This is a genomic window from Ralstonia sp. RRA, assembly GCF_037023145.1.
Classification (GTDB): Bacteria; Pseudomonadota; Gammaproteobacteria; order Burkholderiales; family Burkholderiaceae; genus Ralstonia.
The window spans coordinates 1,798,622-1,811,608 of the sequence record NZ_CP146092.1; the positions used below are offsets into that span (position 1 = coordinate 1,798,622).

Annotated in this window: 11 protein-coding genes and 1 pseudogene; 9 read left to right on the forward strand and 3 right to left on the reverse strand. The window is 64.2% G+C overall.

What is annotated here, in order from left to right; genetic code table 11:
- Nucleotides 1-422: 422 nt before the first annotated feature.
- From V6657_RS26150 to V6657_RS26160, 3 genes are all read right to left on the reverse strand, one after another.
- Entirely contained in the window at nucleotides 423-1,682 is a 1,260-nt protein-coding gene (locus tag V6657_RS26150; protein ID WP_048931626.1) for a serine hydrolase domain-containing protein, read from the reverse strand.
- 195 nt (nucleotides 1,683-1,877) lie between these two features.
- The gene (locus V6657_RS26155) at nucleotides 1,878-2,465 is read right to left on the reverse strand and encodes a hypothetical protein (protein ID WP_137884617.1); all 588 of its coding nucleotides are present in this window, start codon (nucleotides 2,463-2,465) and stop codon (nucleotides 1,878-1,880) included.
- A gap of 144 nt (nucleotides 2,466-2,609) precedes the next feature.
- The gene (locus V6657_RS26160; RefSeq protein WP_021193725.1) at nucleotides 2,610-3,617 is read right to left on the reverse strand and encodes an NAD(P)-dependent alcohol dehydrogenase; all 1,008 of its coding nucleotides are present in this window, start codon (nucleotides 3,615-3,617) and stop codon (nucleotides 2,610-2,612) included.
- A 145-nt stretch (nucleotides 3,618-3,762) separates the two neighbouring features.
- Between V6657_RS26160 and V6657_RS26165 the strand changes: the two genes are divergently transcribed.
- The 9 genes and pseudogenes from V6657_RS26165 (at nucleotide 3,763) to V6657_RS26205 (ending at nucleotide 12,979) form a co-directional block, all read left to right on the forward strand.
- Complete coding sequence (locus tag V6657_RS26165) at nucleotides 3,763-4,125, forward strand: helix-turn-helix domain-containing protein (protein WP_021193724.1); 363 nt, start codon at nucleotides 3,763-3,765, stop codon at nucleotides 4,123-4,125.
- A gap of 89 nt (nucleotides 4,126-4,214) precedes the next feature.
- A complete protein-coding gene (locus V6657_RS26170; RefSeq protein WP_021193723.1) occupies nucleotides 4,215-4,649 on the forward strand; it encodes a MarR family transcriptional regulator in 435 nt (144 codons plus the stop codon).
- 45 nt (nucleotides 4,650-4,694) lie between these two features.
- A pseudogene (locus V6657_RS26175) lies at nucleotides 4,695-6,157 on the forward strand (efflux transporter outer membrane subunit).
- Nucleotides 6,158-6,201: 44 nt separating this feature from the next.
- A complete protein-coding gene (locus V6657_RS26180; protein WP_048931464.1) occupies nucleotides 6,202-7,464 on the forward strand; it encodes an HlyD family efflux transporter periplasmic adaptor subunit in 1,263 nt (420 codons plus the stop codon).
- Between the two features lie 66 nt (nucleotides 7,465-7,530).
- Complete coding sequence (locus V6657_RS26185; RefSeq protein WP_048931465.1) at nucleotides 7,531-9,084, forward strand: DHA2 family efflux MFS transporter permease subunit; 1,554 nt, start codon at nucleotides 7,531-7,533, stop codon at nucleotides 9,082-9,084.
- A gap of 26 nt (nucleotides 9,085-9,110) precedes the next feature.
- Complete coding sequence (locus tag V6657_RS26190; protein ID WP_048931466.1) at nucleotides 9,111-9,560, forward strand: MarR family transcriptional regulator; 450 nt, start codon at nucleotides 9,111-9,113, stop codon at nucleotides 9,558-9,560.
- Between the two features lie 218 nt (nucleotides 9,561-9,778).
- Nucleotides 9,779-10,630: a PASTA domain-containing protein gene (locus V6657_RS26195; protein WP_200900868.1), complete on the forward strand. Its 852-nt coding sequence runs from the start codon at nucleotides 9,779-9,781 to the stop codon at nucleotides 10,628-10,630.
- A gap of 280 nt (nucleotides 10,631-10,910) precedes the next feature.
- Nucleotides 10,911-12,038, forward strand: coding sequence for an acyltransferase (locus tag V6657_RS26200; protein ID WP_048931467.1), 1,128 nt, complete (start codon nucleotides 10,911-10,913; stop codon nucleotides 12,036-12,038).
- 89 nt (nucleotides 12,039-12,127) lie between these two features.
- Nucleotides 12,128-12,979, forward strand: coding sequence for a transporter substrate-binding domain-containing protein (locus V6657_RS26205; RefSeq protein WP_031328976.1), 852 nt, complete (start codon nucleotides 12,128-12,130; stop codon nucleotides 12,977-12,979).
- Nucleotides 12,980-12,987 lie beyond the last annotated feature (8 nt).

Below are 12,987 nucleotides of genomic sequence, written 5' to 3' on the forward strand. Positions count from 1 at the left end.
GTGACTCCTTGGTGGAAAAGGTGAGTGGAACGACTTAGTCGAACATCGTCACCAAAACTGACACGCGATCACAATTTTCTTGCCAACAAATGCGTCCAATGCGTCACTTCTTATGGCTTGGTGACGCTATCGGAAGAATTGCGACGTGGTCATCGCTAAGCGTGCGACTCAACGCGATCCTGTGTCAACCCAAGGCATGCGCTCCAGACTTGCTTAAGCGGGCACGGGGTATGACTGAACGGCGGCGCAGCGCGAATCCGGCCACCGCTCACGGGGCAATGCCGGTGTCACCGGCGAGTCAAGCATTGGATTGACCAGGGAAGCCTGCTGGAGGCATCTGATCCGGGCGCTCGGCATCCTCGCGCAGCAGGATCTGCGCGCGAAGATGCCGGCGTTGAATGGTGCTGAGGTCAGCGCAGCAATTACGCAGCGGCACCCACCTCGGTGATCGCGCTATAGACCAGCGTGCGCAACTGGCGGCGCACCGGATACGCCGAGGACGGCAACACCTGCGTCAGAAACAGGCCGATCAGATCCTCCTGTGGGTCGACCCAGAAGAAGGTGCCAGCCGCACCGCCCCAGAAGAAATCGCCGGTGCTGCCGGGAACCAACGTGGCCGGCTGCGCCACCGTGGTGGCAAAGCCGAGCCCGAATCCCACGCCGTCATAGGCAGCCTCGCTGAACATCGAGCGCGGCGACATGCTCGATATGCTCGCCCCGCCCGGCAGATGGTTGGCGGTCATCAACGCCAGCGTCTTCGGCCCCAGCAGGCGCACGCCGTCCAGCTCACCGCCTTGCAGCAGCATGCGCGCGAAGCGCAGGTAGTCAGCAGCGGTCGACACCAGGCCACCGCCGCCCGAAACAAAGCTGGGCGGCTTCAGGTAGAGGCTGGTGCGCGGATCGTCTTGCAACGCCGGCCGATCGGACACCGCCGTCGAACCAAGCGCCCCCACGGCATAGCAGGCGCAGAAGCGGGACGCCTTCTCTTCCGGCACGTAAAACGCCGTGTCGACCATGCCTAGCGGATCGAATATCCGCTCCTTCAGGAAGGTCTCGAACGGGATGCCGCTGACCTTCCCAACGAGGTAGCCCAACACATCGGTGGAGACGGAGTAGTTCCAGGCCTCGCCCGGCGAGAACTCGAGCGGCAAGCCAGCCAGCTTCTCGATCATCTCGTCCAGCGTGCCCTGCGTGGCGATGTCGCCCAGCTTGAGCTGGCGATACGCCGCGTCAACGTTGGTGTTCTGGTGGAAGCCATAGGTCAGGCCGGAGGTATGACGCAGCAGGTCGACCACCAACATGGGGCGCGCTGTTGGACGCGTCTGGAAGCCCTGCATGAAGCCGCCGGTATAGACACCCAGGTTTTTCCACGCTGGGATGTACTTGCTGACCGGATCATCCAGCGCGATCTTGCATTCCTCGACCAGCATCATGATCGCCACGGACGTGACGGGCTTGGTCATCGAGTAGATGCGAAAGATCGAATCCTCGGCCAGTGGAACTTGCCGCTCACGGTCGGCCTGGCCGAGCACAGAGTTCAGGACCCGCTCGCCGCGACGCCACACCTGGGTCAGGGCACCGGGCAGCTTGCCGGTGGCGATATAGGCGTCATCGATAAAGCGCTCGACCCGCCCGAGCCGATCCCGGGACATCCCATGTGTTTCGCTACGCCGCGCATCCATGCTTTCCCCTTGTACCTTGTATTCACAACTGCGCCGCTGGCGCAGGCTGACAATGGCATGCCGGTGCGTGGTGTTGCTGACCGCGCGTACCGGCCCGATGGCTGTGTGGTGGAGCGCAGGCATGCCCGGCTTCGCCACACGCCGCCATGATGACATTACCCGCGGCGCTCGATGCGCTTGCACCCCCGGAATGCGCTATTGCCATTCAGATTGATCAAGCTCTGGCGGCAGGCTCCAGGCTTGGCTTTCCGCGCGGAAATAGGCCATGACCTGATTCGCCTCGTGTTCCGTATCAATCAGATCGGGCAGCCCCCCATCCGCAGCCTCGGACATTGCATCCTCGTCAGAGGGATCGCGTATGCTGGCAGCCAGGACGCGCTCCAGCACCACTGCCCGTGATGCCATGCCGATGTGCCGGTAGATGTTGGCGATCTCTTGCACGCGCGCCTCCCCAAGGTTGGGGATCGCTGTGTAGCCCTCATTGGCGAAGCCGTCCTCCAGGTCGAAAAGCGCGACGGCATGCTGGAAACCGATGGGGAGAGACTGCAATTCGTCATCCGTATGGCCATGCCCGCTGCGACCGCCACTCGATAGCACGCACACCGGCAGATACTGCAACGCGTCGAAGAACAGGTCGTTGTCTTCGATGGTCCAGAACGCAAGCGGCAGGCGCTTGCCACCCAGTTCGCTTGCCCAGAACTTATGCAGCATGCCGCGCAACGTGAACAGTGCGGGAATCGTATAGATGGGGATTGGTTGGGTGTGGGGCATGACGTTGAGCACTCGAAAAACGCGGCCATCAAATGCACGGCCACAAGGTCTGACATCACCCGCCTTTGCGCGAGTGCCTGCAAGCAATCGAACCACGCACACCATCCAATTGCCCAGCCCGGCACAAACCGCCGAGCTGGGCACTGCCGTCAGATATCAGATCGACAGGCAAAGCTTACCGAAATGCTTACCCGCCGCCTGATGGGCAAACGCCTCGGCAATGTCCTCCAGCGCGAACGTGCGGTCAATCACGGGCTTGATACCCGTTGCCTCGATCGCGCGCACCATGTCGCGCTGTTGGCTGCGGCTGCCGACAATCAACCCTTGCAGCGTCTGGTGGCGCAGCATCAGCTCAACGGTGGGCACCTGCCCGACAACGCCGGCAAGCACCCCGATCAATGCGATGTGACCACCAGTGCGGCATGCACGGATGGATTGCGTCAGCGTGTCTGCCCCGCCGACCTCGATCACCTGATCGACGCCCCGCCCGTTCGTGTACTCCAGCACTTTGGCAGCCCAATCCGTGTCGCGGCGGTAGTTGATGGTGTGATCTGCGCCGAGTGTGCGAACGCGTTCCAGCTTCTCGTCGGACGACGACGTTGCGATGACCGTTGCGCCCATCCGCTTGGCGAACTGCAGCGCGAAGATCGATACGCCGCCGGTGCCGAGCACCAGCACGGTATCGCCGGCCTTCAATTGCCGGTCGACCACGAGTGCGCGCCATGCGGTCAGGCCTGCCGTAGTAAGCGTTGCCGCTTCTTCGTGGCTGTAGCCGCGTGGTGCGTGCGTGAACCAGTGTGCAGGGTGGACGACGCATTCGCGTGCGTAGCCGTCAACGCCATCGCCCGGCACGGTCTTGAAGTCCGACAGCGTCGGGCCGCCGTCCAGCCAGGTCGGGAAGAAGGTCGACACAACGGCATCACCCACTGCGAATTCGCTGACGCCCTCGCCGATGGCCTCGACAACGCCGGCGCCATCGGACATCGGGATGCGGCCATCCGCGCTGGGCAAACGGCCGGTCACAACGCCAAGGTCATGAAAATTCAGAGAGCTCGCGTGAATGCGTACGCGGATTTCGCCAGGGCCGGGCGCGCCGGGGTCGGCAAGTTCGACCCGTTGAAGTTGATCCAATCCGCCAGGCTGGCGCAGGGTGATGGCTTTCATTGAAACGGTTCCTTGGGAGAGATCGAGACAGCGCCGCGGCCGTACACGGCAACACAGCGACAGGTGGGATTGTCGAGCTGTACATCGATCACCGCAAGAACGTACAATTATCGCCAGTACTATCAATTTTGTAGGTACAAACCGAATGCGTCGCAAACCCCAAGGCATCAAGAGCGGCTGCGCGGTCGAGGTCACGCTTTCCGTGATCGGCGGCCTGTGGAAGCCCGTCATCCTGTTTCACCTGCTGGACGGCACGAAGCGCTTCATGGAACTGACGCGGCTGATTCCCAACGCCACACAGCGCATGCTGACGCTGCAACTGCGTGAGCTGGAAACCGACGGCATCATCGTGCGGCACGTTTATCCGCAGGTGCCGCCCAAGGTCGAATATGCGCTGACCCCGCTTGGGGAGTCGCTTGCACCGGTGCTGATCAGCCTGCGCGACTGGGGGCAGTCGTACCGGGAGCGCGAAGTGCCGGACGCACTGCCAGAGGCTGTAGAGGCTTAGCCACCCCATCTCCTGCGTTGTTACAATTCTTCTTTGACAAAATCTGACTTGTCAAATACTGTGCAGTCCAACAACGCAACGAGCAGGCCATGAAGCACTACAACCGCGACAACTTCCAACTCTTGCAAAGCGTGGGGTTCTACATCACCCGGGCCCGCAACCTGACCGGGATGGAGCTGGACGACGCACTGAGCCCACTGGACATCACGAGCCAGCAGATGGGCATTCTGTTGTCGGTGGCGCGCGATATTGCCAATACGCCGTACGAGCTCTCCAAGCTGCTCGGCATCGATACCGGCTTGATGACACGCACGCTCGACAAGCTCGAGCTCAAAGGCCTGCTGGTCCGCAGCCGCAGCCTGGAAGACCGCCGTGTGGTCAACCTGGAGCTGACGGCCAAGGGCGCAGACATCGCAAACCAGGTGCCCGACATTGCCGCCGAGGTATTGAACAACCGGCTGCAACGCTTCTCCCCCGCCGAGTTTCAGGAATTCCTGCGCTTGCTGAAGAAATTTGCGGAGTGAGCCTTCTGGCTCATTTTTTTATCCATTTATCTGATAAATCAGAAAATGCAAAATCAAACGAAACTCGATCACCTGCTCCGCCGTCCTGCCATTGCGCTGTCGGCCGTGTGCATGGCCGTGCTGGCCGGCTGCGCCAACTACGCCGGCATCCATAGCGACAGGCAGATGACTGAGCCTGGCGGCCTCGCCACCACGCAAAGCCTGCCGGCGGAACAGGGCCGCTGGCCCGTCGCAGGTTGGGCCACCAGTTTGGCGACGCGCAGCTCAAAACGCTGATCGACGAAGCCCTGCAAGGCAGCCCGTCGCTGGAGATGGCTCGCGCCCGCGTGGCCGCCGCAGCCGCCGCCAGCGAAGGCGCCAACGCCAACACGCTGCCGCAGGTCTCGGCCAGCTACAGCATCAACCGCCAGCGCTTCTCGGAAACCGCCCTCGTGCCGCCGCCGTATGCGGGCGCCTGGCAGACCGAGAACAAGGCCGCAGTCAGCGCCTCGTACGATCTGGACCTGTGGGGCAAGAACCGCGAGGCGCTGAAGTCTTCCGTTTCGGCCCTGCGTGCGAGCGAGGCCGAGACCGAGCAGGTCAAGCTCACGCTCTCCACCGCTATCGCCCGCGCGTACAACGATCTGGCCCGCCTGTACGCCCTGCGCGACATCGCTGCAGACCAGCTCACCCAGCGCCAGCAGGTGCTGCGGCTCACGCAAGGTCGCGTGACGATGGGCCTCGATACCGATGTGGAAAAGAAAGGCGCAGAAGCCGACGTCGCCAGTGCTGAAGCCACCATCGCCTCACTCGACGGCAGCGTGCAGCGCGTGCGCTACCAGCTCGGCGCGCTGCTGGGCAAGGGGCCAGACCGCGGCCTGGCCATCGCCCGCCCCACGTTGGGCGTGGGCGGCACGGTGGCGCTGCCGGACAACCTGCCCGCCGATCTCGTCTCCCGCCGCCCGGACCTCGTGGCTGCCCGCTGGCGCGTGGATGCCAGTACGCACGACATTGCCGTGGCCAAGGCCGACTTCTATCCGGACATCAACCTTGCCGCTGCAATCGGCCTGGACGCCTTCGGCTTCGGGCGCTTCCTGACGGCAGCCAGCCGCACCGCCAACGTGGGGCCCGCCATCCACCTGCCGATCTTTGATGGCGGCGCGCTGCGTGCCCAGCTCAAGGGCCGCTATGCCGACTTCGACTACGCCGTCGCGCACTACAACGACACGCTGGTCAACGCACTGTCCGACGTGGCGACGCAGCTCTCGGAAATCCGCTCGGTGGATAACGAACTGGCCGCCAGCGTGCGCGCACAGGACGCTGCTCGTCGCGCATTGCAACTCGCACTCGCGCAGTACAAGGGCGGACTGACCACACAGCTCACCGTGTTGCACGCGCAGGCCAACGCGCTGACGGCCGACCAGCAGGTCGCCAGCCTGCGCATGGCGCGCCGTGACCACCAGATTGCACTGGCCTCCGCACTCGGCGGCGGTTACCAGGAAGCACCGCAGAACACGCAAACCCGCTGAACCACCGTCTCCCATCCACATTGCCGGACCAAACAGGTGCCCAAATGAACGCCCCGATCCAGAACGAAACGCAGGCCGTTGCCGAAGCCAACGCCGCCCCGACCACCAACCTGAAGACGCACCGCAAGGCGCTGCTGATAGCACTGGGCCTGGCCACCACCGTGGCCGCTGCCAGCTATGGCGCGTACTACCTGAGCGTGGCCCAGTACCACGAAGATACTGACGACGCTTACGTCAACGGCAACCTCGTCCAGCTCACGCCGCAGGTGTCGGGCACCGTGGTGGCCGTCAATGCCGACGACACGCAGATCGTCAAGGCGGGCGAGCCGATCGTCTCGCTGGACCCGGCCGATGCGGAAGTCGCGCTCGACAATGCCCGTGCCCAGCTTGCGCAGACGGTGCGCCAAGTGAGCAGCCTCTACGTCAACAACACCGTGTACGCCGCCACCATCGCCCAGCGCGAGGCGGATCTCGCCCGCGCACGTGACGACCTGCGCCGCCGCACCACGGTTGCCGAAGCGGGTGCCGTGTCTGCCGAAGACGTCGCCCATGCGCGCGACACCGTGCGCGCCGCTGAAGCCGCACTGGACACCGTGCGCCAGCAACTCGCCAGCAACCGCACCCTGACCGCCCAGACCACGGTGGCCGAACACCCCAGCGTGCAGGCCGCCGCCGCCAAGCTGCGCGATGCTTACCTCGCCAACGCACGCAACACGCTGCCCGCACCAGTCACAGGCTATGTAGCGCGACGCTCGGTGCAGGTCGGCCAACGTGTTGCCCCGGGCACGCCGATGATGGCCATCGTGCCGCTGGACGGCGTGTGGGTCGACGCCAATTTCAAGGAGGTGCAGACGAAGCACATCCGCGTTGGCCAGCCTGTTGAACTGCGCGCAGACATGTACGGCAACTCGGTCACGTACCACGGCAAGGTCGCGGGCTTCTCTGCCGGCACTGGCGGCGCATTTGCCACGCTGCCCGCGCAGAACGCCACCGGCAACTGGATCAAGGTCGTGCAACGCCTGCCGGTGCGCATCCAGCTGGACCCGGCAGAGTTGCGTGAACACCCGCTGCAGATCGGCCTGTCGATGCAGGTGGATGTGAACACGCACGGCGCCGCCAGCATCCCCCGTGCGCAGCCGGCAGTACCGCTCAACACGGCCACGCGCACCGATGTATTCCGCCGCTATGGCGAAGACGCCAACGCCGAGATCGCCCGCATCATCGCGCAGAACAGCACCCTCGATGCCCGTTCGCAAACGCAGCTCGCCCGCGCAGACGCACCGCGTGCGACGGCCCCGCAGATGTAAGCCGCCCCTTTTTTCTCCAACTATCTGACAAGTCAGAAAAATTGACGCAGCCTCTGCGAGGTCATCATGGATGCACAAGCCAATACCGAACCCGCACCGCTCACCGGCGGCAAGCTGGCGCTCGGCTCCCTAGCCGTGGCGCTGGCCACGTTCATGAACGTGCTGGATTCGTCGATTGCCAACGTGGCGATCCCGACCATTGCCGGCAACCTGGGCGTGTCGGTGGATGAAGGCACCTGGGTCATCACGCTGTTTGCGGCAGCCAATGCGGTGTCGATTCCGCTCACGGGTTGGCTGACACAACGCATCGGGCAGGTGCGCCTGTTCGTGGCGACCATTCTGCTGTTCGTGCTGTCGTCGTGGCTGTGCGGCTTGGCGCCCAACCTGCCTGTGCTGCTGGCTGCGCGCATTCTGCAGGGCGCGGTGGCGGGCCCGATGACGCCGCTGTCGCAGGCCATCCTGCTGGGCTCATACCCGAAGCAAAAGAGCGGCACGGCACTGGCGCTGTGGGCCATGACGGCCACCGTCGGCCCGATTGCCGGCCCGCTGCTGGGCGGTTGGATTACGGACCGCTACTCGTGGTCGTGGATCTTCTACATCAACATCCCCGTCGGCCTGTTTGCCGCGGCGGTCACGTGGTTCCTCTACCGCGATCGCGAATCGGCCACGCGCAAGCTGCCCATCGACAAGATCGGCCTAGTTTCGCTCATCACCTGGGTGGCGGCGCTGCAGATCATGCTCGACAAGGGCAAGGATCTGGACTGGTTCAACTCGCCGTTCATTGTCGGGCTGGCGGTGGTGGCGCTCATCGCGTTTGTGTTCTTCCTGATCTGGGAACTGACGGACCAGCACCCCATCATCGAACTGCGCCTGTTTGCGAGCTGCAACTTTCTCTCGGGCACGGTGGCCATCTCGGTAGCCTATGCCGTGTTCTTCGCCAACCTGGTCATCCTGCCGCAATGGATGCAGCAATGGCTGGGCTACCCGGCCGTCAACGCCGGGCTGGCCACCGCGCCGCTGGGCATCTTTGCCGTGCTGCTCACGCCGGTGCTGGGCCGCATCCTGCCGAAGTCCGACATGCGCGTGCTGGCGACCCTCGCCTTTGCCGGCTTTGCGGGCGTGTTCTTCATGCGCTCGGGCTATACCGCCAATGTGGATACGTGGTCGCTGGTGTTGCCGACACTGCTGCAGGGCATTCCCACCGCAATGTTCTTCGTGCCGCTCACGGCCATCATCCTGTCGGGCCTGCCGCCGGAAAAGATTCCCGCTGCCGCCGGCCTGTCGAACTTCGTGCGGGTGTTCTGCGGCGCGGTGGGCACCTCGCTCGCCACCACGGCATGGAGCAACCGCACCATCCTGCACCACGCGCAATTGGCCGAACAAAGCAGCGCGAACAACCCGGCCTATACCGCGGCGCTGGACGGCATCCGTGCCACCTTCGGTTTCGATCCGGCCCAGGCACTCGCCTACTTCGAGCGTGGCCTGGATGCACAAGCCTCCATGCTCGGGCTGAACGACATCTTCTGGATCTCGGGCGTGATCTTCGTGGTGATCGTGCCGCTCATCTGGCTGGCCAAGCCCGTCAAGGGCACCGGCGGTGGCGCGGTAGCCGCGCATTGAAAGCCCATGCATTCACGGAGCCAACGATGTTGCAGATCACCCCCATGCCAGATTCGGCCGTGCTGTTGGATGTGCTCGTCTCGGTCAATCGGTTGCACAGCACGCTGCAGCAACGCGTGACAGAGATGCTGGGCAGCACGGGGCTCTCGCTCTCGCAGTGGCTGCTGCTTTGCCACTTGCGCCACGCAGCCGCGGGCACACTGACGGAAATCGCCGCGACGCTGCATCGGGACATCGGCGGGCTCTCACGTGCGGCCCATCTGCTTCAGTTGCGTCGCCTGATTTCTGTCACGCGCGGCGCGGAGGATCGGCGCAGCGTTCGGTTGTCGATCAGCGCGCCCGGCATCGCGTTGTGCGAGTCGCTGGATCAACAGATGACCGAGCGCCTGACCAGCGCGCTGATCGCCAGCATGGGGCTGCAATCCGTGCACGCGCTGCGGTACCTGATGGAAGGCGCCGCCGCGTCGCTCACGTAGCGCACGTGTCGTCGTGCCGCTTTCAACGTAGCGCGATTGCACGAATAGATACCGATCTATATAGTCCCACCGCGTCAACAACGGCAAGCCAATCAGAACAACCATTGCTGCATCGCTGACTTGTTTCCGTCTCTTAATCTTTTGGCGATTTCCACGCTCGCCTGAAACCCCGTTCTCTCCAACCTTCTTCCATCACGCTCTCGATGCGCGCTCTCGCCATGCCTACGTTTGCAGCCCCCGCCGCACAGACTTCCCTGCGCCATGCCGTGCTGGCGCTGAGCCTCGCGGTATCGTTGCCCGCCGTCGCACAAACCGGCGCTGCAGCACCGCACGTGGTTTCCGAGTTGAAGGACATCCGCGTCAAGGCGACCGCCACGCTGCCCAAAGCAGGCGGCAGCGCAAGTGACCGGGAGGATTGCCCGCAGCGGGTCATCCAGCCGAAGTCGGCCGCTGCCAAGCTGGTGGCCGCGCAAGGCTGGGCCGTCATGGCCGACGTACCGCTGGGGCCCTACCGCGCCGTGAGCTTTGCGGGCCAGATGCAGGCTGCCACCAGCGGCACCTGCGCCGCCACGCAAGGCAACGTCGCGGTGTTCAGCAACGACAAGCTGATCGCGCTGGCCTATGGCAAGTCGGCAGACGACACCGCCATCGGCAACCTCGTCCCGCTTGAGGGCGGCACCGTGCGCCTGTGGGATGGCGACATCGTTCCCGCGCCCGCTGGTGACCTGCATGTCGACGCCGACGGCACGGTGCGGCTGACCAAGATGGCCGACGAAGAGGCTGTCTGCCAGGGCCGTGCCAAGCTGCCGAACGTCTACGGCATGCCGATCGACAAGGCGCGCAAGGCGCTCGCCGCCAAGGGCTGGAACCCGGTGCGTGCCAAGGCCAGTGGCGACCCACGGCAAGCGGCGCTGTTCAAACACGGCATCATCGAAACCGACGACTGCTCGGGCACGGGCATGGCCTATTGCAGCTACAGCTACGCCGGCCCGGCCGGCAGGCTGTCGCTGGAAACCGCTGGCGAAGATGACCTGCCGAGCGTGTCGGGCTACAGCGTCAAGTGCCGGTGAGCGCCTTGGCGCTCGGCCGCTCAGTTGTGTTTCGCGACGGATGAGCGCTGCCGTCAGCGCATCCTTGCCTGGGAAATACTGATTAGCGCGAGCCGATGTTGACGCCCGCGCGTCGGGCCTTGACGCAGAGCACCGGTTGAGCACGAACGCGCCACTGCCCTGGCACACAACGGGCGAGAGCACGGGGCACGCAGCTTGCTAAAGTGGTTGGGTTGCCCTAGCTCGTCCACGGCGCGATGGCGGCGGAACCGCTCGTTGCGCCGCAGTCGTCCCACTCAGCGTGAACCGTTCTTCGTCTTCTCTTCAAAGCATCCAGGCACTGCGAGGCTTTGCCGCGCTCTACGTCGTTGTATTCCATTCCGGCCTGGCGCTGGCCCATACCGACATGCCCGCCCTGGCGTGGCTGACCACGCACGTGATCAAGCGCGGACATGTGGGCGTGGATGTCTTCTTTGTCATCAGCGGCTTCATCATTGCGTGGGTCGCCATCCTGGGCCCCAAGGGACCGGAGGCGCCCGGCGAGTTTCTCGTCAAGCGCGCATTCCGGCTGGCGCCGCCGTACTGGCTGATGTCGGTGCTGCATTCCACATGGCTCAATCCGGTGTCGACTGGCGTGCTGCTCAGCTCACTGGCCTTCCTACCGCAGGCCAATGTGGATGCGCCTTACTTCGGCTATCCCGCGCTCTACGTCGGCTGGTCACTCAACTACGAGGCGTTCTTCTATGCACTGTGCGCGCTGGGCCTGGCGCTGTTTGGCAGACGCGCGCTGTGGCTGGTCGCGCTGATGTTGTTCACCACAACCATCATCGTGCCGTTCTGGCACAGCGGTGTGGTGCCGCGTGATCCGGAGGCGCTCTACGCCTGGGCCACGCCCCTGCAGGCAATGGCCGCCAACCCACTTGTGCTCGAGTTCCTGCTGGGGGCGGGGCTGGCGTGGCTGTATGCGGAACACCGGCACCGCCTGACACCCGCCTTGGCCCATGTGCTGTTGGCGGCCGGTCTGGGCGCCTTCATCGTCTCCGTGATCGGGCCCGTGTCCACGTTTGATCCGCTCGCGCGCGGCCTGCCGGCGGGGGCATTGCTGATCGGTCTGGTGGCGATGGAGTACTGCGGCCTGCTCCGCGTGCCGCGTGTGGCGGTCTGGCTGGGTGAGTTGTCGTATGCGCTCTACCTGGTCCACCCCAGCGTGATCGAAACCACGCATCGGCTGGTGGGCGTGCTTGCGCCGGAGTGGATCGGTACGCAACTCCTGCTGTTTGCCGTCAATCTTGCGCTGACGCTTGCGCTGGCGGCGCTGCTCCATCGCTATATCGAGCAGCCTTCCATTGCGCTGGGCCGCAAGACGATCGACTGGATGGATACCCAGCGGCATGCGTGGCGCGCACGGCTGGGGCTGCAGAAACCGTGAGCACTGCATAACGTTTCCGGTTTTTATTCGTTCACCGCACGACGGGCGTCTCACACAATGGTTGCCTCAGAAACAATCTGTCGCACGCCATGTCTGCTCGTTCTCACTGGTTCCGTTTTGCCCCTACCTTATTGGCTGCTGCCACGTTGCTGGCAAGCACGGCTGCATCTGCTGACGCCACGCTCGACAAGGTCCAGCAGCGCAAGAAGCTGGTGGTGGGAGTGGTGCTATCGGGCGGACCCTTCGGTTCCATTGACCCGGTAACGCAACGCGCAACAGGCTTCAATGTCGACTTGGCGCAGGCGCTTGGGCGCGGGCTGGGTGTGGAGGTGGAAACGGTGCAGGTGCAGCCGTCCAACCGCATTCAGTTCCTGCAGCAAGGGCGTGTGGACATTCTTGTTGCCTCGATGGAGCTGAACCCTGAGCGCGCGGAACTGCTGGCCCACGTGCCTTCGCCCTACTACCGCGTAGGCGGCGTGGCGCTGGTGCCCAAGGACAGCCCCGTGCAGAAGTGGAGCGACCTGAAGGGCAAGGATGTGTGCCTGTCGCAAGGCAGCAGCTACACCAAGCCGCTGGCGGCCGAGATCGGTGCCACGCCCAAGGGCTTCAAGAGCCCGGCGGAATCGCTGCTGGCACTGCGCGGCAACAACTGCGCCGCCGCCGTGCATGACGCCACACTGCTGCAACCGCTGCCGCGCACCAACCCGGAATGGAAGGACTACCGCGTTGTCGGCCCAGATCTGATCCCCTCGCCCACCGTTATCTGGGCACGCAAGGGCGAGAACGACACCGTGGCCGCGCTCGATCGCATCGTGCAAGGCTGGCATCGCGATGGCTGGCTGATCGAGACTGAGAAGAAGAACGGCATCCTGCCGCCCTCGCCCGCGCTGGTCGAATGGCACGAAGCTGCAAAGGGCACCGTCAAAGCGGGCCGTAGCTGACCCGCATT